This is a genomic window from Mycolicibacterium septicum DSM 44393 (assembly GCF_000455325.1).
Taxonomy (GTDB): Bacteria; Actinomycetota; Actinomycetes; order Mycobacteriales; family Mycobacteriaceae; genus Mycobacterium; species Mycobacterium septicum.
This window is the reverse complement of the sequence record NZ_HG322951.1, coordinates 1749639-1774787: the sequence shown is the minus strand read 5'-3', so window position 1 is coordinate 1774787 and position 25149 is coordinate 1749639. Positions and strand designations below refer to the sequence as shown.

At 68.9% G+C, this 25149-nt stretch carries 20 protein-coding genes and 1 pseudogene; 8 read left to right on the top strand and 13 right to left on the bottom strand.

The features are described 5' to 3' along the window. Nucleotides 1–350: pseudogene (locus TX88_RS35015) on the top strand (crotonase/enoyl-CoA hydratase family protein); the annotation flags it as partial. A 30-nt stretch (nt 351–380) separates the two neighbouring features. On the opposite strand, the gene TX88_RS08275 reads toward TX88_RS35015, so the two are convergent. Next, nucleotides 381–926 carry a protease inhibitor I42 family protein gene (locus tag TX88_RS08275; protein ID WP_162563109.1) on the bottom strand — a complete coding sequence of 182 codons (546 nt, stop codon included), beginning with the start codon at nt 924–926 and terminating at the stop codon, nt 381–383. A 183-nt stretch (nt 927–1109) separates the two neighbouring features. Between TX88_RS08275 and TX88_RS08270 the strand changes: the two genes are divergently transcribed. Both TX88_RS08270 and TX88_RS08265 read left to right on the top strand, forming a co-directional pair. Next, the gene (locus TX88_RS08270; protein WP_044515988.1) at nt 1110–1586 is read left to right on the top strand and encodes a MarR family winged helix-turn-helix transcriptional regulator; all 477 of its coding nucleotides are present in this window, start codon (nt 1110–1112) and stop codon (nt 1584–1586) included. Next, nucleotides 1583–2833 carry an MFS transporter gene (locus TX88_RS08265; protein WP_044515986.1) on the top strand — a complete coding sequence of 417 codons (1251 nt, stop codon included), beginning with the start codon at nt 1583–1585 and terminating at the stop codon, nt 2831–2833. Before TX88_RS08270 ends, TX88_RS08265 begins: the two co-directional genes overlap by 4 nt. Before the next feature lie 3 nt (nt 2834–2836). On the opposite strand, the gene TX88_RS08260 is transcribed toward TX88_RS08265, so the two are convergent. Further along, the gene (locus TX88_RS08260) at nt 2837–5029 is read right to left on the bottom strand and encodes a PEP-utilizing enzyme (protein ID WP_044515985.1); all 2193 of its coding nucleotides are present in this window, start codon (nt 5027–5029) and stop codon (nt 2837–2839) included. A gap of 103 nt (nt 5030–5132) precedes the next feature. Between TX88_RS08260 and recC the strand changes: the two genes are divergently transcribed. From recC to recD, 3 genes are read left to right on the top strand one after another with little or no spacing between them, the layout of a single operon-like run. Further along, the gene (gene recC / locus TX88_RS08255; protein WP_044515983.1) at nt 5133–8318 is read left to right on the top strand and encodes an exodeoxyribonuclease V subunit gamma; all 3186 of its coding nucleotides are present in this window, start codon (nt 5133–5135) and stop codon (nt 8316–8318) included. Next, complete coding sequence (recB, locus tag TX88_RS08250) at nt 8315–11569, top strand: exodeoxyribonuclease V subunit beta (RefSeq protein ID WP_044519209.1); 3255 nt, start codon at nt 8315–8317, stop codon at nt 11567–11569. The genes recC and recB overlap by 4 nt, the downstream gene beginning before the upstream one ends. Further along, on the top strand, nt 11569–13230 hold the full coding sequence (gene recD, locus TX88_RS08245) for an exodeoxyribonuclease V subunit alpha (protein ID WP_044515982.1): 1662 nt from the start codon (nt 11569–11571) through the stop codon (nt 13228–13230). Before recB ends, recD begins: the two co-directional genes overlap by 1 nt. On the opposite strand, the gene TX88_RS34520 is transcribed toward recD, so the two are convergent. The 3 genes from TX88_RS34520 to TX88_RS08235 form a co-directional block, all read right to left on the bottom strand. After that, nucleotides 13227–13376 (bottom strand): hypothetical protein, encoded by a 150-nt coding sequence (locus tag TX88_RS34520; protein WP_090424544.1) that lies wholly within the window; start codon nt 13374–13376, stop codon nt 13227–13229. The genes recD and TX88_RS34520 overlap by 4 nt on opposite strands. A 160-nt stretch (nt 13377–13536) precedes the next feature. Further along, entirely contained in the window at nt 13537–13971 is a 435-nt protein-coding gene (locus TX88_RS08240) for a hypothetical protein (protein ID WP_162563108.1), read from the bottom strand. A gap of 73 nt (nt 13972–14044) precedes the next feature. After that, the gene (locus TX88_RS08235) at nt 14045–15793 is read right to left on the bottom strand and encodes an alpha/beta fold hydrolase (protein ID WP_049924874.1); all 1749 of its coding nucleotides are present in this window, start codon (nt 15791–15793) and stop codon (nt 14045–14047) included. 219 nt (nt 15794–16012) lie between these two features. Between TX88_RS08235 and TX88_RS08230 the strand changes: the two genes are divergently transcribed. Then, nucleotides 16013–16576: a TetR/AcrR family transcriptional regulator gene (locus tag TX88_RS08230; RefSeq protein ID WP_209447044.1), complete on the top strand. Its 564-nt coding sequence runs from the start codon at nt 16013–16015 to the stop codon at nt 16574–16576. A 10-nt stretch (nt 16577–16586) separates the two neighbouring features. Here the strand turns inward: TX88_RS08230 and TX88_RS08225 are convergent, their stop codons facing one another. Beyond that, nucleotides 16587–17468, bottom strand: coding sequence for an SDR family oxidoreductase (locus TX88_RS08225; RefSeq protein WP_044515979.1), 882 nt, complete (start codon nt 17466–17468; stop codon nt 16587–16589). A 76-nt stretch (nt 17469–17544) separates the two neighbouring features. On the opposite strand from TX88_RS08225, the gene TX88_RS08220 reads away from it, so the two are divergent. Continuing rightward, nucleotides 17545–18105, top strand: coding sequence for a TetR family transcriptional regulator (locus TX88_RS08220; RefSeq protein ID WP_044515978.1), 561 nt, complete (start codon nt 17545–17547; stop codon nt 18103–18105). Between the two features lie 10 nt (nt 18106–18115). On the opposite strand, the gene TX88_RS32760 is transcribed toward TX88_RS08220, so the two are convergent. The 7 genes from TX88_RS32760 to TX88_RS32755 form a co-directional block, all read right to left on the bottom strand. Further along, nucleotides 18116–19327, bottom strand: coding sequence for a tetratricopeptide repeat protein (locus tag TX88_RS32760; protein WP_049924873.1), 1212 nt, complete (start codon nt 19325–19327; stop codon nt 18116–18118). Then, nucleotides 19324–20400, bottom strand: coding sequence for a vWA domain-containing protein (locus tag TX88_RS08210; RefSeq protein ID WP_044515977.1), 1077 nt, complete (start codon nt 20398–20400; stop codon nt 19324–19326). Before TX88_RS08210 ends, TX88_RS32760 begins: the two co-directional genes overlap by 4 nt. Next, the gene (locus tag TX88_RS08205) at nt 20397–21479 is read right to left on the bottom strand and encodes a hypothetical protein (protein WP_044515976.1); all 1083 of its coding nucleotides are present in this window, start codon (nt 21477–21479) and stop codon (nt 20397–20399) included. Before TX88_RS08205 ends, TX88_RS08210 begins: the two co-directional genes overlap by 4 nt. Next, nucleotides 21470–21946 carry a hypothetical protein gene (locus TX88_RS08200; protein ID WP_044515975.1) on the bottom strand — a complete coding sequence of 159 codons (477 nt, stop codon included), beginning with the start codon at nt 21944–21946 and terminating at the stop codon, nt 21470–21472. Before TX88_RS08200 ends, TX88_RS08205 begins: the two co-directional genes overlap by 10 nt. Next, a complete protein-coding gene (locus TX88_RS08195; RefSeq protein WP_044515974.1) occupies nt 21936–22808 on the bottom strand; it encodes a DUF58 domain-containing protein in 873 nt (290 codons plus the stop codon). Before TX88_RS08195 ends, TX88_RS08200 begins: the two co-directional genes overlap by 11 nt. 7 nt (nt 22809–22815) lie before the next feature. Next, the gene (locus TX88_RS08190; protein WP_235732853.1) at nt 22816–23784 is read right to left on the bottom strand and encodes an AAA family ATPase; all 969 of its coding nucleotides are present in this window, start codon (nt 23782–23784) and stop codon (nt 22816–22818) included. Between the two features lie 81 nt (nt 23785–23865). Further along, entirely contained in the window at nt 23866–25107 is a 1242-nt protein-coding gene (locus tag TX88_RS32755) for a hypothetical protein (RefSeq protein WP_049924872.1), read from the bottom strand. Between the last annotated feature and the right edge of the window lie 42 nt (nt 25108–25149).

Below are 25149 nucleotides of genomic sequence, written 5' to 3'. Positions count from 1 at the left end.
ATCGGGTCGGCTCGGTGACGTCGCGGTGCCAGGCCAACGAGGTGAAGATCGGGATGACGCTGCCGATCTCGGCCATCGAGATCATGCGGATGCGCTTGACCCGCGCCGCCTTTCAGCGCGGAGTCTCCATGGCCGCGGTGTTCACCGGCGACGCGGCCATCGCGGGCGGCTGGCTCGACGAGGTCGTCGAGGCCGACGCGGTGCTGTCCCGCGCCCAGGAGGTGGCCGCCGAAGCCGCGGCAACCTTGAACACCGGTGCGCACGTGGCCAGCAAGCTCAAGGCCCGCGCCGAGGCCATCACCGCGATTCGCGCCGGAATCGACGGGCTGGCAAAGGAATTCGCGGGCTAGACGCCTTCCGGTCGGCCCTGTCCCACAGGGTCACCCACGCAGGCGCCGCACCAGCAGGCACACCAGGCGCCCGATCAACCCGAACACCGTCACCAGGACCACCACCGCGGCCACATACGGCAGAACGGACTTGGCGCCTGAGGCAAAGCCGTCCCACAAGGTCGGTGGGCCCACCGTGACGGTCACCGCGTAACGCCGGCACACCCGGTCACCATTGTCGGATTCGACCAGGCTGACCTGCGCAGTTCCCGTCTGCTGCGCTCGGTACCTCATGGTGTTGGTGCCATTGCCGTTTCCCGCGGGCGGCTTCCGGGCAGGCTGGTAGAGCTGGCCCAGGTACTCCGCGACGTCGGGGGCGGAGTTGTCCTCCTTGCGCCACTGGCAACCGGTTTGGTCGTAATCGTCGGCGAGCACGATGTCGAAGAGCTGGCCGCTCCGGACCTGGACGTGACCGCCATTGTCATCGTCGGTTGCGATCACATCCGGCTGCGGCGCACAGCCACCCGCCATCAGCACGAGCCAGCACAGAAGCGATAGGGCCAGCCAACGCACGGGCCGGACCGTCCCCTCTGACATCCAACAATCGTATGGCCCGCTACCACGGTGGTTGACGGCAATCTCGCCCGGCGACGGGGTGGTCTCCCTCGCGTTCGTAATGCCACGGCGGTCAAACGCGCGATTCTTCGCCCTGACGTTACGAACGCGGAGGGACGGTCCCCACGACTCCGCGCCCGCACCGCCGATCGCGCCAATACATGTATGTGCTATGCACATATAGTGCCTCGCTACAACCAACTCGATGAGCTCCTCGTGCGCATCCACACCGTCCGGCAACGCCCTGGGTGGCGGCGCCGGCTGATCGACGCATCGGGCAGTGTCCCGTCACTGTCGACGCTGCGGGTGTTGCGGGCCGTCGAGCAGCGGGAGAAGGCCGGGCAGAGCGCTTCGATCGGCGAGGTCGCCGAGAACATGGCCGTCGAGCACTCCACAGCCAGCCGCACCGTCGCCAATGTCGTCGCCGCCGGGCTGCTGACCAAGAGCCAGGACGTCGAGGATCAGCGCCGGTGCGTGCTCACCCTCACCGACGCGGGCCGCCGGGCCCTGGCCGACGTCACCGAACGGCGGCGCGAGATGGTCGCCGAGACCGTGGCCGACTGGCCCGAGTCCGACGTCGACAAACTCGTCGACCTGCTGGAGCAGCTGGTGACCGATTTCGAGCGGGGGATCTGTTCGTGACGGCCCAGACCACTGCCCGCCCGCAGCCGCGCGGCGCCCTGCGGCTGATGTTCGACCCGGTCTTCGGCGCCTTGTTCTGGGGCAAGATGTTCTCCGTCGTCGCGGTGTGGACGCACGGCATCGTGGCGGCCATCGTGATCTTCGACGCCACCGGCTCGGCGGTGATGGTGGGCATGGTCGGCGTCGCCCAGTTCCTCCCCCAGCTCATCCTGAGCCCGACCAGCGGTAAGTGGGCCGACGTCGGCAACCCGGCCCGCCAGATCCTGTGGGGCCGGGTGCTGTGCATCATCGGCTCCGGCTCGACCGCACTCTGGCTGTACCTGTCGCCCGACCTGCAGGGCACCGCCGCGGCGGTCCCGGTACTCGTCGGCTCCACCCTCGTGGGCTTCGGATTCGTCATCGGCGGCCCGGCAATGCAGTCGGTCGTGCCGAGCCTCATCCGCGACGGCGAACTGCCGACGGCCATGGCGCTCAACAGCATTCCGATGACCATCGGCCGCATCCTGGGCCCGGCCATCGGCGCGTTCCTGGCCGCCCGCCTCGGCGCGGCGCCGGGTTTCGCGATCAGCGCGGGCCTGCACATGGTGTTCGCGATCTTCCTGCTGCTGGTCACCTTCCCGGCCCGGCCCGAACGCAGCCCGGACGGCGACTACCGGGTGCGCGCGGCGCTGGCCTACGTCTGGCGGGACCGCCCACTGCTACTGGCGCTGCTGGCCGTGACGACGGTGGGCTTCGCCTCCGATCCGTCCATCACGCTCACCCCGTCGATGGCCGAGGACCTCGGCGGCGGCGCCCATCTGGTGGGTGCGCTGTCGGCGGCGTTCGGCATCGGCGCGGCCGTCGGCATGGTGGTGCTGGCCTCGTTGCGCGGACGGGTGGCCGCTGCCCGGGTGTCGGCGATCGGGCTGTGGATGTTGGTCGCCGGGTCCGGCCTGCTGGCGATGAGCACCGTGACGGCCTTGGCCCTGACAGGTTTCGCGATCGCGGGGCTGGGATTCGGCTGGGCGATGACCGGTCTGAGCACCGTCGTGCAGGAGCGGGCCCCCGAAGAACTGCGGGGCCGCATCATGGCGTTGTGGCTCGTCGGCTTCCTCGGGTCGCGCCCGTTCGCGGCGGCACTGCTGGGCGGTGCGGCCGACGTGTTCAACGTGCGCGTGGCGTTCATGATCGCCGGTGCGGTGACGCTGGCAGTGACCCTGGCCGCCCGCCCGGCCGCGTTGTCGGCACCAAACCCGGTGGCGGCCTGACGCTCAGGCCACCCGCACGATGCGTCCGGCGGCCCCGTCGACCTCGACGATATGGCCGGTGCGCAGCACCCGGCTGGCGGTCTTCGATCCGACCACGCACGGGATGCCGAACTCCCGGGCGATGATCGCCGCGTGCGACATGGTGGCCCCGGTGCTCAGGACCACGGCGGCCGCATAGGTGAAGTACGGCGTCCAGCCGACGTCGATGCTGTCGGCGACCAGGATTTCGCCAGGGCTCAGTTGGTGCAGCGATTCCACGGTCACCACCCGGACGCGGCCCGTGACGGAACCGACGGACGCCGGTATCCCCGAAAGCGCTTCGCCACATCCGATTTCGGGGACGGTCTCCGGACTCGGTGTCCAGGTCCCGACGAAGTCCAGCGGTGGCCGCTCGCGCTCCAGACGCGCCCGCTCGGCCCGCCGGCGCAACACCAGGTACCGGACGTCCAGCGGAGGACACAGCATTTCGTCGAGCACGAGGTAGAACACGTCGTCGGGGTCGGCGATGACGCCCTGCGCCACCAGCCGTGCGCCCAGTTCTCGGGCAGCGAGCCGATATTCGTGGGTGAGGCGGATCGCGGCGTCGCGGCCGCGTTCCCTGGACCGCTGGAACCACGCCCCGACCCAGGTCAGCAATCGCACCCACGGCGACATCGCCGGGTCGGGCACGCGATGCTGGACAGCGCCCGCGAGCTTGCCGACCACCTCCAGCAACACCGCCGGATCGTCGGCGAAGACCGGGTTGGCCAGCTCGCTCTCCCCCGGTCCCCGGTGGCCCCACGCGGCGACCACATCGTCGAGCCGTGCAACGAACTCCGGGTGCTGCGTCCTCAGCAGTTCGATGGCCGACGCGGGCAGGTGTTCCCCGAGGACGGCCCCGATCGCAGGGTCCGCCGCGACAGCGGCGGCCAACGAACGGGTGGCCATGGTGAGGCCCGCGCTCGCCAATTTCTCCATCCCGCCGAAGAATTCGGTGGACAGTGAGCGGCGGGCCAGGATCTCCAGAACACCGGTGAACGACACCGAGGCCAGGGTGATGAGCGCGGCCGTTCCCCAGGCGTCGACGACTTCGTCGTGCAGACAACGCAATTCGTCGCGCAGTCGCACGTCGGACCGGCGGGCGTAATACGCGGCACCGCGCTGCCTGCTGCGCGCGCCGGCATCCATCCGCTTGGTTTCGGTACCGGAGGATGCCACGAAGACCAGCAGCCGCGGCAACCGGCGCGCCTTGGCCCACAGCCCTGCCTGCGTGGTCTCGGCACCGTCGTCGTCATGGTCGGCGCCGAACAGCTTGTCGCGCCAGCCCGCGGGCCCGGCGGCGGGCAGTATGGCGCCGGCCGCGAACAGCACCGTCAGGTTGGCGTAGATGCGGTGGCCGAAGGCCCCGGTCTGCTCCTCGATGACCGCGCGGCGCAACTCACCGTCCACGCTCATCGCTTCGACCGCGTGTACCCCCATGGCCCGCATGCCGTCGAGCGAAAGTTCCAGCGACAACGGCGTCATCGGCCCCGGGAACGCCTCGGTGGTGTTCACCGCGGTGTATGCGGGCCAGCGCGGATCGATTTCGGTGTCGAATTCGCCGCGGGCATCGCTCGCCGGATGCCGGAGCGCCGGCGCCCGGGTGGGCACCCGCACCCACGGGTAGCGCCAGGGCAGCCGAATCTGCCTACCGCGCACGACGATGTGGGCCCGGTTGGCTTTGGCGAAGTCCCGCGCGCAGTCTGCCGCCGACCAGGCGGGCCGGAATCCGAGGGCGCTCAGCCGGGTGGTGTCCAGTTCGGGGTCGACCTCGCCGGCCCGCTCGAAGTACGGCTTCCCCAGCAGCGCGGCCACCTGCCGCAGCGGCAGCGGGCCGGCGGCCAGGCCCACCACCCCGGCCCAGTCCGGGTTTTCGACGGCGTCGGCGATGAAGCGCGCGACGTCGTCGGGGTGAACGAACTGCACCCGGTTGGGCCGGTTCCTGGCCCCGACGAGGACGGGTGCGGCGTACCGCAGGCGTGTCGCACCGGCCGACTCCCGGCCCAGCACCGGGGCCAGCTCGACGCGCAGTTCGGCATCCCGCGTCACCGTGATGACGCGGGATTCCAGCCGCACGACGACACTGCCGGCCTCGGACAGCGGGTGTCCCCTCCGCCGTAGTTCCGCCCGGATAGCGGCGTCGGCGCCGTCGCAGGTACCGCCGACCACAACGCGCATCCCAATCAGTGTGCGGCGGCCGCGGCCGGGCTGTCAGTCGATTTGCTCAGGATCGTCGGCCTGGGGTTTTCGGTGTCGGCCCGCGGTCTTATCGTGTGTGTCGATGGCACTGCACCTGCACCGGGCCGAGCGCACCGATCTGCTCGCCGACGGACTGGCCGGTCTGCTGTCTCGACCCCCGGCTGATCCGTTCGCCCAGGAGCTCGTGCTGGTGCCGGCCAAGGGCGTGGAGCGCTGGCTGAGCCAGCGGCTGTCGAACCGGCTGGGGGTGTGCGCGGCGGTCGAGTTCCGCAACCCGCGTTCGCTGATCGCGGAGCTGACCGGGACCGCCGATGAGGATCCGTGGTCTGCCGACGCGATGGCCTGGCCCCTGCTGGCGGTCATCGACGACAACCTGGACCAGCCATGGTGCCGACCGGTGGCCACGCACCTGGGTCACTTCGAGACCGGGGACGAGTACGAGCTGCGTCAGGGCCGGCGCTATGCGGTGGCCCGCCGGTTGGCCGGACTGTTCGCCTCCTATGCCCGGCAGCGCCCGCAACTCCTGGTCGACTGGGACGGCCTGCCCGACGACCTGTCCTGGCAGGCCCCGCTGTGGCAGGCGCTGACCGAGCGGATCGACGCCGAGCCGCCGCATATCCGACACGCGAAAACCCTTGCCCGGCTGGCTGAATCACCGAGTGACCTACCCGAGCGGCTGTCGCTGTTCGGCCACACCCGGCTACCGGTCACCGAGATCGAACTGCTCACCGCGCTGGCCACCCATCACGATCTGCATCTGTGGCTGCCACACCCCAGTGACGACCTGTGGCAGTCCCTGACCGCGCACACCGGACCGCTCCCCCGCCGTGAGGACAGCAGCCACCGCGATGTCGGCCACCCGCTGCTGGCCACCCTCGGCCGGGACCTGCGGGAGTTGCAGCGCAGCCTGCCGGCCCCGGACACCGACGAATACCTCAGCGGCGCGGGCTATCCGGACACCGTGCTGGGCTGGCTCCAGTCCGACATCGCCGCCAACGCGGTTCGCCCCGCCGGGCGGGTCCACCGGCCTGAGGACCGCTCGGTGCAGGTGCACAGCTGTCACGGCCCGGCCCGGCAGATCGAGGTGCTGCGCGAGGTGCTGCTGGGCCTGCTCGCCGACGATCCCACCCTCGAACCACGCGACATCCTGGTGATGTGCCCCGACATCGAGACCTATGCGCCTCTGATCACGGCCGGCTTCGGGTTGGGCGATGTGGTGCGCGGCGCCCATCCGGCACACAAGCTGCGGGTCCGGCTGGCCGATCGCGCCCTGGTGCAGACGAATCCGCTGCTGTCGGTGGCGGCGTCGGTGCTGACCCTGGCCGGTGGGCGGGCCACCGCGAGTGAGGTGCTCAACCTGGCCGAGTCGGATCCGGTGCGGGCCCGGTTCGGTTTCACCGACGACGACCTGGAGGCCATCACCGCCTGGGTGCGTGAGGCCAACATCCGGTGGGGTTTCGATCAGGAGCATCGCAGCCCCTACGGCGTCGAATTCCTGCACAACACCTGGCGTTTCGGTATCGACCGGGTGCTGGCCGGGGTCGCGATGTCCGACGATTCGCACGCGTGGCTGGGCACCACGCTGCCGCTCGACGACGTCAGCAGCAACCGCGTCGAGTTGGCCGGCCGGTTCGCCGACTTCGTGGAAAAGCTCAGGCAAGCCGTCGATCAGCTCAGCGGGGTTCGCCCCCTCGGTGAGTGGCTGTCGGCGCTGAGCACCGGGATCGAGGCGCTCGCCTATTCCGACGAGGAGTGGACTGCCGCCCAGGTGCAGCGCGAGTTCACCGAGATCACCGAGGCCGCGGGCGCGCCCGCTACGCCCATGCGGCTCAGCGATGTTCGCGCACTGCTGGATCGGCATCTGGCCGGGCGGCCGACACGGGCCAACTTCCGCACCGGCACGTTGACGGTGTGCACCATGGTGCCGATGCGCTCGGTGCCGCACCGGGTGGTGTGCCTGGTCGGGTTGGACGACGGCGTCTTTCCCCGGCTGGGTGCCGTCGACGGCGACGACGCGCTGGCCCGCGACCCGCGCACCGGCGAACGCGACATCCGTTCCGAGGACCGCCAGCTGCTGCTCGACGCGATCGGCGCGGCCACCCAGACCCTCGTCGTCACCTATACCGGTGCCAACGAATACTCCGGCCAGGCCCGCCCGCCGGCAGTGCCGCTGGCCGAGCTGCTCGACACGCTCAAGGTCACCGCCGAGCAACCCGTGGACGTGATGACCGCACACCCGTTGCAGCCCTTCGACATCCGCAACGTCACCCCGGGCGCGCTGCGGCCCGGCGGCCCGTTCACGTTCGACCCCACGGTGCTCACCGCGGCCCAGGCCAGCGCCGGACAGCGGGCCGACCGGCCGCCCTTCTTCGCCCACCCGCTGCCGCCACCACCGACCGGGGACGTCGCGCTGGAGGATCTCGTCACGTTCTTCAAGGATCCGGTGAAGGGCTTCTTCCGCGCACTGGAGTACACGCTGCCCTGGGATGTGGACGGGGTGTCGGACGTGATGCCGGTCGACATCGACGCGCTGGAGGAATGGACCGTCGGCGATCGCATGCTGAACGACATCCTGCGCGGCATGACCCCGGCCGACGCCCAGCAGGCCGAGTGGCGTCGCGGCACCCTGCCGCCGGGCCAGTTGGGTTGGCGCCGCGCGATCGCGCTGCGCGATCAGTGCGCGCTGCTGGCCGCCGAGGCATTGCGACACCGCGGCACCGACCCGCAGGCCTACGACGTCGACATCGATCTGGGCACCGGGCGGCGGCTGACCGGTACGGTCTCCCCGGTGTTCGGTGACCGGCTGGTGTCGGTGACGTACTCCAAGCTCGACGGCAAGCACCTGCTGCAATCCTGGATCCCGTTGTTGGCGTTGGCCGCCGGGCAGCCGGGGCGGGACTGGTCGGCGGTGTGCATCGGGCGCCCCCGGCGCGGCGACAACCCGCGCGTCGCGGGGTTGGGCCGCCCGGACGATCCGGTCGCACTGCTGGCCGATCTGGTGGCCATCTACGACGCGGGCCGCCGGGAGCCGTTGCCGCTGCCCATCAAGACCTCGTATGCGTGGGCGGCTGCGCGGCACGCTGGTGACGACCCGGAACGGGAAGCGGGATTTCGTTGGCGTAGTTCCAGATTCCCCGGTGAGGACGAGGCGCCCGCCCATGTGCGGGCGTGGGGCCGCGGCGTGCCGTTGAGTCGGTTGGCCGGGCTGGGCGAGTACTCGGAGCGGTTGTGGCTTCCGATGCTGCGGGCCGAGAGGTCACCATCGTGAAGGTCTTCGATCTGCTCGGCCCGCTACCGCAGAAGAACAGCACCACGGTGCTGGAGGCCAGCGCGGGCACCGGCAAGACGTTCGCGCTGGCCGGTTTGGTGACCCGGCTGGTGGCCGAGGGTGCGGCGACGCTGGATCAGATGCTGCTCATCACGTTCGGCCGGGCCGCCAGCCAGGAGCTGCGCGAGCGGGTCCGCGCCCAGATCGTCGGCGCGCTCGTGGCGTTGGAGGATCCCTCGCGTGCCGACAACGATCTGCTGCGGTACCTGGTCGCCGAGGACCAACAAGCCCGCGGGCAGCGGCTGCGCGACGCACTGGCCGGTTTCGACGCGGCGACCATCGCGACCACGCATCAGTTCTGCCAGATCGTGCTGAAATCCCTCGGCGTGGCCGGGGACAGTGATTCGGGTGTGACGCTGGTCGAGAGTCTTGACGAGCTGGTGTCCGAGATCGTCGACGATCTGTATCTCGCCCACTTCGGTGCTCAGCGGGATGTCCCGGAGCTCGGGTATGCCGAGGCGCTGCGGCTGGCCCGGGTCGTGGTGGCCAATCCGGCGACCGAGCTGCGGCCGCTGGATCCCGAGCCGGAGTCCCCGGCGGGGATTCGGCTCGGGTTCGCGCGGGCAGTGCTGGCCGAGTTGGAGATTCGCAAACGCCGCCGCGGCGTGCTGGGCTATGACGATCTGCTGACCCGGCTGGCCGGAGCACTCGGCGCGGAGGATTCAGCGGCGCGGGTGCGCATGGCACAGCGCTGGCCGATCGTGATGGTCGACGAGTTCCAGGACACCGACCCGGTGCAGTGGCAGGTGATCGAGCGGGCCTTCTCCGGGCGGTCGACGCTGATCCTGATCGGTGATCCCAAGCAGGCGATCTACGCGTTCCGCGGCGGGGACATCGACACCTATCTGCGGGCCGCGGCCACCGCCGGTGACAAGCAGACCCTGGGCACCAACTGGCGCAGCGACAGCGTGCTGGTGGACCGCCTGCAGGCGGTGCTGCGCGGCGCCGAACTCGGCGGACCCGACATCGTGGTGCACGACGTGCAGGCCAACCACCAGGGCCACCGGCTGGCCGGGGCACCGCACAACGATCCGTTCCGGTTGCGCGTGGTGACGCGGAACCGCGCCGGCACCAAGGTGATTCCGATCGCCGATCTGCGCGACCACATCGGCAAGGACCTGGCCGCCGACATCGGTGCCCTGTTGACCAGCGGCGCCACCTTCGACGGCGACAGGCTGCAGGCCCGCGACATCGCGGTCATCGTCGAGACCCACAAGGACGCCCGGGCCTGCCACACCGCACTGCTGGACGCCGGTATCCCGGCGGTCTACACCGGGGATTCGGACGTGTTCAATTCCGAGGCCGCCGAAGACTGGCTGTATCTGCTGGAGGCCTTCGACCAGCCGCACCGCCCCGGGTTGGTGCGGGCCGCGGCGGCCACGATGTTCTTCGGGGAGACCGCGGAAACCCTTGCCGCCGGCGGTGATGCACTGACCGACCGGGTCGCCGACACGCTGCGCACCTGGGCCGGCCATGCCCGCGAACGCGGGGTGGCGGCGGTCTTCGAGGCCGCGCAACTGGCCGGCATGGGCAAGCGCGTGCTGTCCTGGCAGGGCGGCGAGCGGTTGATGACCGACCTGTCCCACGTGACCCAACTGCTCGGCGACACCGCGCACCGGGAGGGGTTCGGGCTGGCCGCGCTGCGGGACTGGCTGCGCACGCAGCGCTCCGAGGGCGGCGGCACGTCCGAACGCAACCGACGTCTGGACAGCGATGCGGCCGCGGTGCAGATCATGACGGTGTGGGTCAGCAAGGGCCTGCAGTTCCCCATCGTGTACCTGCCGTTCGCGTTCAATCGGTATGTGCCGGAGCCGGATCTGGTGTTGTTCCATGACGAGGGCGTGCGCTGCCTGCAGATCGGCGGGCCGGATCCGGCGGTGACCCGGGCCGGTCGGGCCGAGGCGGCCGCCGATGACAGCCGCCTGACCTACGTGGCGATGACGCGGGCCCAGTCACAGGTGGTGGCGTGGTGGGCACCGTCGAACGACGAGCCGAACGGTGGCCTGTCCCGGCTGCTGCGCGGGCGCGCCCCCGGGCAGGACGCGGTGCCGGACCGGTGCGCGCCGGCCAAGGTCTCCGATGACGATGCGCTGGCCCGGTTGCGGGCGTGGGAGGCCGTGGGTGGTCCGGTGCTGGAGGAGTCGGTGATCTGCCCGGCCACACCCGTGCCCATGCTTGCGGTACCGGATGATCTGGCGGCACGGCATTTTCACCGTTCCATCGACACCGCATGGCGGCGCACGTCGTACTCGGGGCTGCTGCGGGCCGCCGAAGAGGACGGGAACACCGGGGTGTCCAGCGAGCCCGAGGTCGCCGAGCTCGACGACGAGTCGACCGACATCGCCGTCGTCGCCCCGGCCCAGGGTGCCGATGTGCCGTCGCCGATGGCGTCGTTGCCCACCGGGGCCGCGTTCGGTTCGCTCGTGCACGCGGTGCTGGAGACCACCGACCCGCTGGCAGCGGACCTGACGGCCGAGCTGCACGCCGAGGTGGGCCGGCACGCGGCCCGCTGGCCGGTCGAGGTCTCCGTCGACGAGTTGGCGGCGGCGCTGGTGCCGATGCATGACACCCCGCTGGGCCCGTTGGCGCCCGGCGTGACGTTGCGCCAGATCGGGCTGCGGGACCGGTTGTGCGAGCTGGATTTCGAGTTCCCGATGGCCGGCGGCGATCTGCGCGGCGGCGAGTTCGCGCGGCTGGCCGACGTCGGGGCGCTGCTCGACGAGCATCTGCCGGCCGACGATCCCATGGCGGTCTATGCCGACCGGTTGTCGACGGGGCTGCTGGGCCGCCAGCCGCTGCGCGGGTACCTGTCCGGTTCGGTGGACGTGGTGCTGCGGATCGGGCAGCGCTTCGTCGTCGTCGACTACAAGACCAACTGGCTGGGCACCGGTGACGCGACGCTCACCGCGGCCGACTACGGGCGGGACCGGATGGTCGAGGCCATGCTGCACTCGGACTATCCGCTGCAGGCATTGCTGTACAGCGTTGTGCTGCACCGGTTCCTCAGGTGGCGGCTGCCCGACTACGACCCGGCCACCCATCTGGGCGGCGTGATGTACCTGTTCGTGCGCGGGATGTGCGGGGCTCAGACACCCGTCGTCGACGGGCACCCGGCCGGGGTGTTCAGCTGGGAGCCGCCCGCGGCGCTGGTGATCGCGCTCTCGGAGCTGCTGGATCAGGGAGCCGCGTGATGCTGGACGCTTTCGCCGAGATCCTCGAGCCCGCCGATGTGCAAGTGGCCCAACGGTTGAGCACGCTGGCCGACGAGACCGACCCCTCTGTCATCCTGGCGCTGGCCCTGGCGGTGCGGGCCCTGCGCGGCGGCTCGGTGTGTGTGGACCTGCGTACGGTGGCCGAGCAGACCCAGTTGCCCGAGCTCCCGTGGCCCCAGCCCGACGAGTGGCCGGCGGCGGTAGCGGCCAGCCCGCTGACGGGCACTCCCCCGGTGCTGCGGTTGTTCGGGGACCTGCTGTACCTGGACCGGTACTGGTTGGAGGAACAGCAGGTCTGCGACGACGTGCTGACCCTGGTGGGCACCCCGCCGGGCGGCTCGGCGCCCGATGTGGCGCGGCTGTTCCCGCCGGGTTTCGAGGAGCAGCGGGCCGCGGCGAAAGTGGCGTTGTCGCAGGGGTTGACGGTGTTGACGGGTGGGCCGGGCACCGGCAAGACCACCACGGTGGCGCGGCTGCTGGCGCTGCTGGCCGAGCAGGCGGCGCTGGCCGGTCGTCCGTCCCTGCGAATCGCGCTGGCCGCGCCTACCGGTAAGGCCGCCGCCCGGCTGCAGGAGGCCGTGCAGCTCGAGGTGAACCGGCTCGATGCCGTGGACCGTGAGCGGATCTCGGGCCTGCAGGCCACCACGCTGCACCGGCTGCTGGGGTCGCGCCCGGACACGTCGTCACGGTTCCGCCATCACCGGGCGAATCGTCTGCCGCACGACGTGATCGTCGTCGACGAGACCTCGATGGTGTCGCTGACCATGATGGCCCGGTTGCTGGAGGCGGTGCGGCCGCAAACCCGCCTGCTGCTGGTCGGTGATCCCGATCAGCTCGCCTCGGTGGAAGCCGGCGCGGTGTTGGCCGATCTTGTGGAGGGGCTCGGGTCACGTGGGGTCGCGGCGCTGCAAACCTCGCACCGGTTCGGCGAGTCGATCGGCGCGCTGGCCTCAGCTATCCGGGCCGGGGACGCCTCGGACGCGGTTGAGGTGCTGGCGGCCGGTGGCGAGCACGTCGAGTGGGTGTCCGCCGAGCCGACCGAGCGGCTGCGGGAAGTGCTTGTGCCGCATGCCCTTGCGCTGCGACAGGCCGCGATCCTGGGGGATGCGGGCGCGGCGCTGACCATCCTCGACGAGCATCGATTGTTGTGCGCCCATCGGCACGGTCCGTTCGGCGTCGCGCAATGGAACCGTCAGGTGCAGCGGTGGCTGGCCGAGGCGACCGGCGAGCCCACCTGGGCCTCGTGGTACGTCGGACGGCCAATCCTGGTGACGGCCAACGACTATGGGCTCAGGCTCTACAACGGCGACACCGGGGTCACGGTCGCCACCCCGGACGGGCTGCGGGCCATCGTGGGTGGGACCGTGGGCGGGTCCGCGTCATTCGCGACGGGCCGACTCACCGAGGTGGAGACCATGCACGCCATGACGATCCACAAGTCCCAGGGCAGCCAGGCCGACGAGGTCACCGTGCTGCTACCACCGGAAGACTCCCGGTTGTTGACGAGGGAGCTGTTCTATACCGCGGTCACCCGGGCCAAGACGCGGGTACGCGTCGTGGGTTCCGAAGCGGAAATCCGCGCGGCCATCGCCCGGCAGGCAGTCCGAGCGACCGGCCTGCGAAAGCGGCTGAAGCTCTAAACGGCGCGTCCGGCGAAAAACGCGCCGGAGATGAGGCCGATCACGATGGCCAGGGTGGGCAAGCCCATCGCCACAGCCGTCACGACGCCGGCGACCGCGCCGATGCCGAGCACCAGCAGGAGTACGCCTACAACTGCACCGAACATTGCACGCCCTTTCTTATGACAGCGATCACAATGTACATCCTCCGTAAGCTGAATCACATACGGATCGCGCACCAATTCGGTTAACGATTTCGCGGCAAAATGTATAGCTGAGCTTGGTATATGCCTTGTTCAGCGCGCGTCAGCGAACCCGGGCGCGGAACTACCCGGCGCCCGAGACGCTCAGCGCCCAGAAGACCAGCGCGTTGAGGGCCACGAGGGTCAGCAACGAGATCGCGAAGGCGCGCCCCCATCGGTGTCTGGGTGCCGCGAACGGCAACACCAGGGCCCAGAAAAGGCTCAACGGCACGGCGATGAGGACGCCGAAGACGATCCCGTAGCCGTGCGGATCGGTGGCCGGGTTCGTGTCGAAGGCCGAACTGAGCACGACGAAGACGACCAGAGCCCAGAGCACCGCGGCGCCGCCGCCGATGATCCCTACGAAGCAGCGGATGGCGAGCGTGGCTTGGTAGTGCCGCTTGGCCTCAGGGGCCGGTTGGGCATAGGCCTGCGGCGGGTAGGCCTGTGGCGCGTGCGCCCGGGGCCCGTACCGGTCCACCCATTCGTGTGGGTATTCCTCTGGCGGTGTCTCCCCCACGGCAACCCCTTGGTTCGGCGTCCTCACCAGGATATGGGCCGATTCATGGGATGACACGCACCGATTTCAGCGGTCAGACGGTCACCGGAACAGACTGACCGGCCAGCGGTTCGTAGACCGCGTACTGGAACAGGGCATCCAGGATCGGGCCCACCAGGCCGTCCCACGGCGTCGCCTGCACCGGCTCGGACGACGTGAACGGCAGCACGATTGCGGTGGCGGTGCCCGACGAGGTCGGGATCTCGATGCTCTCCTGCGGCTCGCCGTGGACACCGGTGTCGGTGCCGTCGTACATGTCGTTGATCCAGCCTGCGGCAATCGTTTTGACCGCTTCGGTGTTCTGCGGTTGCGAGAAGCCGGCGATGAGGTACTCCGCGAACTGCAAGATGACGTTGCCGCCCTGCAGACCGTCGATGTGCCGCCCACCGACCAGCATGACGCCGTTGAACTGCCCGGGCCGGGCAGCCTGCAGTTCGTCCCCGACGTTGCCGTTGCGATTCCACACATACCGCTCGGATGAAATGAGCAGCACCGGGCGGTAATTGGCCCCGCTCAGGCCATCCAGCGCCTCGGGCATGTCGTTGTGGGTGTCCACCGCGTCGAGCAGCACCACTCCGGCCAGGTCGTCGACCGCGCCGTTGTCGACCATGCGTCCGGCGGCGCCGGTCACCAGCATCCCGCCCAGGGAATGGCCGACCAGGACGAACGTGGACGGCAGCGTGACCGGATGGCCTGCCGCCGCACTGGCGCTCGCGGTCAGCTCGGTCCGATCGCCGGCGAACAGGTCGGCGACGGACTGCTGCATCGGCTCTCCGCCGATCCATTCACCGCTGGGGTCGAACAGGTTTGACGACAACGTCGGCACGACCACGATGCTGTTGGTCTCCTCGGCCAGGTATGCCGCGGTGTAGCTGTACATCGGACCGGTGGCCATGAACCCGTGCTGCAGGTAGATGACACCGGTCGCCGAGTCCGGGTCCTCGGGGAAGTACCAGTCGGCCCGCACCGTCTGGTTGGTGCCCGGCATGTCCAGCGTCGAACTGCGGACGGTGACGTTGCTTCCCGGCGGGAGCACCGGCGGGCCCGAGAACACCTGCAGCGCAGCGCCGACCACGTTGAACACCAACGAACCGACGATGTTGACCAACGGGACCGATCTCTGCTCGGCCGCGGGAGTGCTGATGGCCGCGGCCAGTTGGGCGATCGGTCGCGAGGCCTGGGCGGTCGACACCCGGTCGGCGATGCCGTCGGCGATGCGGTCGACGACCGTGTTCACCTGCGCGAGCGGCGCCTTCGCATCAACGGGGTGGGTGATGGCGTCGATCGCGTCGGCGATGTCCGGCGTGGCCTTCTCGACCGCGATGGCGTCGGCGGCTGCGGGCACCTCTGGCGCGACACGTTTCGGCGTGGCTTTGGACCTCGGAAGTGATTGCGCGGTCTGGAGGTTCGGTGTGCGATCGGCAAGGTCGGCGAGCGCGGTCCGGGTTCTGGTCTCGATGTCGTCGACCGCCTTGGACAGCGGTTTCGGCAGAGACAGGCGCAGGCGCTCCCGCGGCGATGCGTCGTCAGCCTGCGCGCTGTCCGCCTTCGCGGCGACAACCCGGCGCGGCTTGTCCTTGCGCGGGCCGACGCGTGCGGGTTTGTCACGCCGCGCCGACGGCTTGTCAGAGTCGTTGGCGGACTGTGTCGTTGATTTGCCACCGCCAGGGTCGGCGTGTGCTGTCGTCACCGTGGCCGCGATCAGACCCATCCATAGGGCGACCACCAGCACGCCCCACCCCATCGCCGACACCGCTTTGATTGCACTCCCCCGTTTGATCACGCAGGCACGCTAACCGGCGGCATCGATCGCCCGCAGGGAAATGGAACACATTGCCAAAAATGTTTCTTTAATGCTGCAGAGACCGAGCCTCCCCGTCCGGCATACTGAAACCCCGATTACACCGCCGATCAGGACAGTCGATTGTCAGCACCAACACGCCGACCCCGCGGGCGCCCGGTAGGCGGCGGCAACAGCGCCGAGCAGGCTCGCGAAGTGCTGATGGATGCCGCCGAGCACCTGTTCACCACGCGCGGCTACCGGGCCTCGACCATGGAGGTCATCGCCCACGAGGCCGGCTATTCGCGTACCGCCATCTACCGTCAGTTCGCCAACCGCAACGAGTTGATCGCGGCGATGGTGCAGCGCACCACGCAGCGGCACATGGCCTCGATCCTGACGCGCATCCCCGAGAACGCCGGGCCCATCGAGCTTCTGGTCGAGAGCATGGTCATCGTGGCCACCGAGTTGGTCGCCGATCCGCTGCTCAACACCATCGCCGATCAAACCCCCGACGGCACGATCGCATCGTTGATCGCCAAGGACTCGGAGCTGACCGAAATGGTGACCGTCACCGTCGAGGGCATCATCGCCGACGACGCCGCCCAGTTCCGGTCCGGCGTACACCCGAACGATCTGGCGCAGTTCATCATTGCGACCGCGCTGAGCTTCCTGGTGAACGCCGTGCCGGTCCGTAACGACCCGGCGGTGGCGCGGCGCTACATCGAGACCTTCGTCCTGCCGGCCATCGTGAAGAAGCCACCGCCGCCGCGTCGGGTGTTCTGAGTAGCGCCGCTCATTCGAAGTAGTGCCCGCCGTCGAGATCCTCGAGCAGGCCCACTGCGGACGGCTGCCAGCCGAACCGTTGCCGGGTCAGCGCGCTCGACGTCGGGACGTCGAGCGCGAACATCCCGCCGATCCAGCCGAAGTGCTCGAAGGCCTGGTCGGCCGGGACCGTGGTCACCGGCAGCCCGAGATGGCGACCGATAGCGGCGGCGATGTCACGGCCGGCGATACCCTCCTCGGCCACCGCGTGCAGAACGGTGCCGGACGGCGCCTGCTCTACGGCCAGCCGGAACAGCGGGGCGGCGTCGAGGCGGTGCACCGCCGGCCAGCGGTTGGACCCGTCACCGATGTAGGCCGAGACACCTTTCTCCCGGGCGACCTGGATCAGCCGTGGCACGAACCCGTGATCACCCTCTCCATGCGTCGTCGGTGACAGCCGCACGATCGAGGCCCGCACTCCCTTGTCGGCGAAAGCCAGCACCGCGGGCTCGGAGTGCCGGGGCAGCCCGGGTTGGAACGGGTCGTTCTCGGTCAGTACCCGACCGGCACTGTGCCCGGCCACGCCGGAGGTGACGACCAGCGGACGGTCGGAGCCGGCAAGGGTCGTACCGAGGACCTCGATGGCCTGACGGTCCAGCTCTCCGGCGTCGGCGAAGTTGTCGAAGTCGTGATGAAAGGCCAGGTGGATGACGCCATCGCTGGCGTCGGCAGCGGTACGCAGGCTGTCGTGATCGTTCAGATCGCCGCGATGGACGCGGGCCCCGGCCGCACTGATCGCGGCGGCCGCGGCATCCGAGCGAGCCAGGCCGACGGCGTCGTGACCGTGGGCAACCAGATCACGAAGCACCGCAGTGCCCACAAAACCCGACGCACCCGTGACGAAAACCTTCATGGAATCCTCCTGATGTCAGTAACTGTCATCACTGCCAACGCGATGACAGTCACTGACATTCCCTAGGATCACATCCATGAGCCGCTGGGAGCCCAACGCGAGCGACCGCCTGCAGGAGGCGGCCCTGCAGCTGTATCTCGAGCGCGGGTTCGACCAGACCACGGTCGCCGAGATCGCCGAGCGGGCCGGGCTGACCGAGCGCACCTACTTCCGGTACTTCGCCGACAAGCGCGAGGCACTCTTCGGCGGACAGACCCTGCTCACCGAACTCTTGACCGCCGCCATCGCCGACGCCCCTGCCGGCGCGCCGCCACTCGATGTGGTCGGCGCCGCTTTGACCGCACTCGGCCCGGTGTTCGACGGGCGGCGCGACCATGCCTTGCGCCGGCAGTCCATCATCGACGCCAACCCCGCGCTGCAGGAGCGCGAGCTGATCAAGCTCGCCACGCTGTCCGACGAGATGGCCGAGGCGCTGCGTGCCCGCGGCATCGACGATGCGGCCGCGCGGTTGGCCGCCGAAACCGGGATGGCGGTGTTCAAGGTCGCGTTCGTCCGATGGGTGCACGACAGCACCGATGCCGGGCTGGGCGAGATCGTCACATCGACGATGAACGACTTGAAGGCGTTAACCGCCTAGCGACGCCGGGCTACTCGCGCTCACCGCCGTAGGCGCTGGAGTCCTCCAAGATGGCTTGCAGCTTGCCCTCCGGGCCCGACCCGACACCTTCGCGCTCACCGAGATGGAGGTCCGGGGCACTGGTGTTCTTGTCCCCCAACGGCAGACCGTCGGGCCCAACCGGTCCGAGGATCTGCGCCGGGTTGGGCGCGCCGGGGTCGGCCATCTGCAGTGGGCCATCGCCGGGGCCGCCGGGTGCCGGTTGCTGACCCGGCGGTGGTGGCGGTGCCGCCGGCAGGTTCTCCCCCGGCAGCGACGGCAACGGCGGAGTCTCCGTTGACGATTGACCACCACCAGGTGCGAGCGGCGGTAGCTCGGGTGCCCCACCCTGCCCGAGTGGCGGCAGCGCCGGCGCCTGACCCGGCCCCTGCGGCGGAGGAGGTGGACCTTGACCCTGGCCGGGCACCTGTTGTTGTCCCGGAACCTGACCCGGGCCTTGGCCGGGACTGTCCCCCTGGCCGAGGCCTCCTTGCCCCGGTGGGGGCGGCAGAGCCGGTGGAGGCGGAGGCGGTTCGGGGGTCACCACCGCGGGACCTGTCGGGGGTGGCGGGGGCGGGGCATGCATCGCCGCGAGTTTGCGTTCCAGCCGCGGCTTGGCGTCGGCACGCACTGCCCGTCGTTCTTCGTTGGGATCCGTGTTGTAGAGGAAGCATCCGTCGGGGGCTTCCTTGACCACGGTCAGGGCGGCGTTGTACAGCCGGTCGGCATCCTCGGGGCGTCCGGACCGCACGGCCAGGTCGGCCAGCGATTCCCGTACGAGTTCGAGATTTATCCGCACCGGGCAGGAGTCGTCGCCGTCGAAGCGTTCCAGCGCATCACTGAACCGCGTTTCGGCGTCGTTGAGTTTGCCTTCCAGCACAAGCAGATCGCCTTCGGCGAAGGCGATGTTGCCGGGTTCGATCACCCCGAACGTTTTCAGCTTGTCGACGTCGAGGCGCAATGCCTCGATGTCGTGCTTGTCGAACGAGTCCACGGCCGAATTGCCGACCATCACCACAGAGATGAGCCCGGCGACCACCAGCGCCAGCAGCGCGGCGACCGGCGCGGTGTAGAGGAAGAGCCGACGTCGCAGCCGCAGCCGCCGCTGCGACGGGTTGAACCACGCCACCGTGCGGTGACGGGCGATCTGCAGCAGGTGCCGCAGGAACGGGAGGATCTGGTTCGGCTTTTGACGCAACATCATTGGGCCACCACGTCCTCTGCGGTGAGGTCGCTGCGGGACAACCGGTTGCGCCGGACCTCGCGGACCATCAGCACGGCCTCGATGGACAGCAGTGCCGCGCTGATCAACGCGAACACCCAGTACCACTCGGTGCGCCCGACCAGCGGATCCTCGCCACTACTGACCTCGCCGCCGTCGACCATGCCGCCCGAGGCGACCGGCGGCAGCACCGGCACGATTTCTTGGCCGGCCTCACGGTGAAAGTATTTGACGCCCAGGCTTTTCGCGATCTCCTGCAAGCGGGCCTCGTCGAGTCCGGACCGGATGATCGCGCCGGTGGCCGGGTCGCCGAGATAGTTCTTGCGCCCGTTGGCGTAACTCTGCGGAATCGGCCCTCCGGCCGGGGTGCCGTATCCCAGCACGGCCCCGCCTTTGAAGAGATCCTCTGAGATGTCGAACGCGCCCGGCTTGGCCTGGTCGCCTTTGGCTCCGTCACCGAAATAGAACACGATGCTCTTCGACTCGGGGTAGGCCTTCTTCGCCGCTTCGAGTTGTTCGCGCAGCAGATCATTCGCCGCCACCGGGTCGATGAAATTGTAGGAGTCGTACGGCGTCAGGGAGTAGGCCGACAGGTTCTTGGCGTAGGCCTCGAAGCTGTCGGTGTCGGGTGACAGGGGCCAGTTGACCTTGGCCTTGGTGGCGAACCCGATCATGCCGAAGCGGGCCGTTCGGTACTTCTCCATCAGCGCGGCGATATCGGCTCGGATGCCCTCCATGCGCGCCTGCCCGTTGCCGTAATCGGGTATCCGCGAGGTCACCGACCGGTCGACGACGAAGAACACGTTGATGTCGGAGACCGCCGCCCCGGCCGCGGACGCCTTCCGGTCGCCGTCGTCGGCGGTACCGGGCCGAAACGCCGCCAGTACGAGCAGCAGCGCGGCGAATGTCAGTCCGAGCCAGCGCAATACGACGGGACGGTAGCGGCCCGGGGTGGTGCGCATCAGCAGTTGGTAGAGCGTGAACACCCGAACGGCCACGATCAGGAAAGCCAGGATCGCGAGCAGGTAGACAGGCAGGACCGGGGCGAAATTCATCGGCGCAGCACCCCCAGCCCGACCGACAGCGCCAGGGCCGCCACGACCGCGATCGCCAGGGGGATCGTCGGGATGTCGAAGTATCGCTTCGAATCCTGATTGACCCCGAGGTACATCGGGACGGGCGGATCCTGGTCGATCTTGTCGAGGGCGCCGTTGAGAATCTCGTTGGCGCCGTCGGAGGATCCGGTACCGGCCGGGTTGTATAGGGAGAACCGGCCTTTGGTGGCCTCGGTCAGGGCGCGCAGGGAATCGTTGCCGGCCTGACTGATCTGTTCGACGTCGGCCCGCGATACGGCGTTGATCTGGATCCCTTGGCGCTGCGCCATGGCCAGCACCTGGGACTGGTCGTAGAGGGAGGGCCGTTTCTCGCCGTCGGCGCGGAACTTGCTGTAGCCGAGGTAGACGAGCTGGCGGCGGTGAGATCCGCTGCTGGGCCCGAATCCCGAAAGGCACATGGCAAGAGTGTCTTCGAGGCTCGGCGCGTAGTCGGCGTACTTGATCGGCCGGGCGAACGACTCGAGTCCGGCGGACAGTTCGAGTTTCTGCTCCACCGGCACCTTCTGGTGGGTGTCGAGTTTCTGCTGAATCCCGGCCAGGCCGGCGAAGTAACGCATCCGTTGCTCGGCATAGGCACTGTCACGGGTGATCGGCAGCGCCCGCAGGTTCTGGGAGGTGATCCCGAACGAGGTATTGGTGGCGCCCTTGGCCTTCTCGGCCCAGTAGTTCAGGAAATCGGAGGTGGTCGGGTCGTTGACGGGCTGTCCGACGCACAACATGATGTCGCGGGGGTACGCCGCGTCGTAGCCGTCGTTGGCCGAGGCGAGTTTGGCGGGCCGGGCTGCGGCGACGATGGCGCCCAGGAAGGCGATGGCCACCATCGATCCCACGACGGCCATCGAGATCAGGTAGATGCGTTGCACCCGGGCGAACTCGGGCAGCCGCGTCAGGCGGCTGACGTTGGCCAGCGGACGCATCCGCCGTTGCACCTTGGCCACCGGCAGTCGCCAGGCGATGAGCACGGCAACGGCGAGGCCCAGCACGCCGACGATGAGCAGCCAGCTCCATCTCAGGTCCATGCGTGGATCAACTCCTCGGCCGAGCGCCCCAAAGCCAGTACGTCAGCGCGGGATTCGGGGTTGAACTGGGCGTCGTGGAGGACCGTCAGCAGCGGGACGGCATCGGACAGCTCGCCCTGGGCTAGGTGGTCGGTCAGCAGGTTCTTCGCGTACACCCCGGTGCGCAGGTACAGGAAGCTGCGCAGGGTGTGGTTGTAGGCGGTGGCGGCGCCTTCCCGCGTCAGCTCCCGTCGGCCGTAGCGCGCGGTGGTCTCTTCGATCGCCCGGGTGAACCGGCGCCGGGTCAGCTGGGCATGCCAGTCACGCAGGACGGGGATGGACCGCAACCGCTGCGGCGGCAGCGTCCAGATCACCACGCCGGCGCACCAGGCGAGCAGCGCGACGACGATCACCGCGGCCAGCACCAGCCACCAACCCGACGGGGCGAGCGGTCCGCCGATGAACCTCAGCAGGTCATCACCGGGCATTGCTGTACACCTCCGTCAGGTGCGTGATCCGGTTCCGGACTTCGGCACTGCCGCCGATCCGGACGAAAGGCACTGCCATCCTTTCGAAGAACCGGTCGAGCTCGGCCACTCGCTGTTGTTCTGCACGGCGATATGCGTCGACGACGGACTGACCCAGCGTGGTGCCGTCGGGGACGAACCGCCCGGTGCCCACGTCGTACCCGTCCATCTCCCCCTGGTCGGCGCCGACGGCGGGCATGTCCGAGATCGCCACCCACAGCAGCTCGTGGCGCCCGGCCAGCCGCTTGACGGCTTCCTCCAGTTCGGCGGAGATCTCGGGCTCGTCGGCGATGACGACCGTCAACAGCCGTGACCGATGGCTGTGCGCCACGTAGTTCAGCTGGGTGATGATGCGGCTCTCCCCGACGTCGCCGACGCTGTGGGCCGCGAACTGCTCGAGCATCCCCTCAATGTGGTTCTCCCCCTTGCGGCTTCGCACCGCGGCGCTGCCGCGGGCATCCCCGTAGACCATGCCGAGCTCATCGGAACGGCTCATGCTGATCATCCCGATCACACCGGCCACCACACCGGCGATGTCGCGCTTGAACTCACCGCTGGGCGCCAGCGCCGACATGTTCCTGCCCGTGTCGCACACCAGCAGGATCTTGTGGTGCTTCTCGGTGACGAACTTGGTGACCAGCGTGTCGTTGGAGCGCGCCGAGGCCTTCCAGTTGATGTCGCGGATGTCGTCGCCGGGCACGTACGGACGCAGGTCGTCGAACTCCAGCGTGCGGGTGTGTAGCAACGCGTGCTTGCCGCCTTGCAGCATGCTGCGGCTGACGTTGCCGAAGAACTGCCGCGAACGGTTGAGGTGCCTGCCCATCGCCGGACTATCCGGGGACCGGAACCGCTTGCAGCACCTGATCGATCACGGACTCCGGGGTGACCTTGGCGCTGACTGCCTCGAAGCCGAGGATGAGCCGGTGCCGCAACACCCGGTAGGCCACCTTGTGGATATCCGGCGGCAGCACGTGATTACGGCCGGCGATCAGCGCGGCGGCGCGCGCCGCGTTGACGAAGGCGATCGTCGCGCGCGGGCTGGCCCCGTACTCGATGACGCGGGCCACCTCGGGGCGCAGGAACTGTTGCGGCTCCCGGGTGACGTGGACGAGCCGGCTGACGTACTGCATCAGCACCGGGTCCATGTGCACGTTCCGGGTGGTGACCTGCAGTCGCCGAATGGTTCCCAGGTCGACGACCGGCCTCGGCACACCCGTGCGGTCGTACACCCCGCGGTCCCTGCGCTGCAACACCTCGACCTCCTCCTCGGGCGTCGGGTAACGCAGCACCTCTTTGAGCATGAACCGGTCGGTCTGGGCCTCCGACAGCGGATAGGTGCCCTCCTGGTCGACCGGGTTCTGGGTGGCGATCACCAGGAACGGCTCGGGCAGCGGGTATGTCGTTCCCGCGATCGTGGTTTGGCGTTCCTCCATCGCTTCGAGCATGGCGCTCTGCGATTTCGAGCTGGACCGGTTGATCTCGTCGAGCAGCACGATGTTGGCGTGCACGGGGCCCAGCTGGGTCTTGAACTCCGCGGTGGTCGCATCGTAGATCTGGGTGCCGAGGATGTCGCTGGGCAGCAGGTCCGGCGTGCACTGGATCCGCTGGAAAGTGCCCGCGATCGCATCCGAGAGGGTGCGCGCCGCCGTGGTTTTCGCCAGTCCCGGCACGCTTTCGAGCAGGATGTGCCCGCCGCCGAGCAGGCCGATCAACAAGGTCTCGCGCAGTTGCTCCTGCCCGACCACCTTGGCGCCGAAGGCATAGCCGATCTCGCGCACCGCCTGCAGGGCGAGTTGCAGTTCCTGGTTACCGGGCTGGACCCGGTTGGTCAGTGTCGTCCGTTCCCCCGCATCTACGCCGGGCTGTTGAAGCTCCAATTTTCAGTAACCCTTCTCGTAGGTGTAGGTCGGGGGGCTCTTGGTGAGATCGACGTAGCCGCCCATGCTGACTCGCACGGTCTCGTCGTTGATGTTGAACATCGGCTCGGTGGACTGCGCCGACAACTTCATGTCGACGGCACCGCTGACCTCTACGTGACCACTGAGCCCCTCCCCGAAGACCTGCGTCGGCATCCGCAGCGTCACCTTGTCGGTGTTGGTCGGCGCGGTCCAACGGGCGGTGCCGTCGGTCAGCCCGTAGGCGGCGCGGGTGGCGTCCATGGGGCAGTTGGGCGGTGCCAGAGAGGTCGATTTGGCGCACTCGGTCATGGCGTCCAGGATCGCCTTGTCGGCTGCTTCCTTGCCCTCGTCACTGACTTCGAGCTCGTAGTCGGCGTTCTCTTCGGGTTGCTTGTAGGAGGCGCCCGACTGCAGGTAGGAATCCCGGCGGTATTTCAGGGTGATGTTCGGGTTCGAGGTGCTCACCTCGATCGCGCCGGGAAAGAGGTAGGCGATGCCCGACGACGGCAGCTGCTTGCCGAAAATGCTGAACGAATCCAGCAGCGCTGTCGATCCTTTGGCTTTCTCTTTCTCGAAATTCAGTGCGTAGGTCGGGTATTCGACCTTGAAGGTGCCGTCGCCAGACTGTTTGACGGGGATTTCCTGGTCGACGGCCTCATCGCCGAAATTGGCCAGCACATGCACCGAGGTGGAATCCTCGCCGAGGATCTTGATGTCGGTGATCGGCATCTTGTCGATCTGCTTCTTGAGCACCTCGTCGGTGAGGTAGGTCTTGTCGGGAGGTTCGTTGATCCCGAACGACAGCGCCTTGTCGGCGTCGCCTTTCGCCAGCGCCTTCAGGTAACCCTCGACCGCACCACTGGCGGTCGTGGCATCCGAGCCGGATTCACCGACGACCACGATGATCCCGACCACCACCGCGACCACGAGCACCACGGCGCCGGCGATCATGCCGAACAGCTTGCGGCGATTCTTGGGTGGGGCGCCGGCGTAGGACGGAGGTTCGAAGGACGGGGCACCGAACGCCGGTGCACCGAACGCCGGTGGGCCGGCCGGAAAAGGCGCGTTCCCTGGCGGATTCGGGTATCCACCGCCCGAGAACGGCGGGGGCCCTGGCGAGAACGGTCCGGGGGCCGGCGACTGCGGACGCGCCGGAGGTGGAAAGCCTTGCGGCGGCTGAGATGCATCGCCGCCGATGGGATTGTCTCCCCCGAAGTTGGTCACGGCGTCTCCCGGTCGGTCGGCGTCATCTTCACCTGTTCAAGG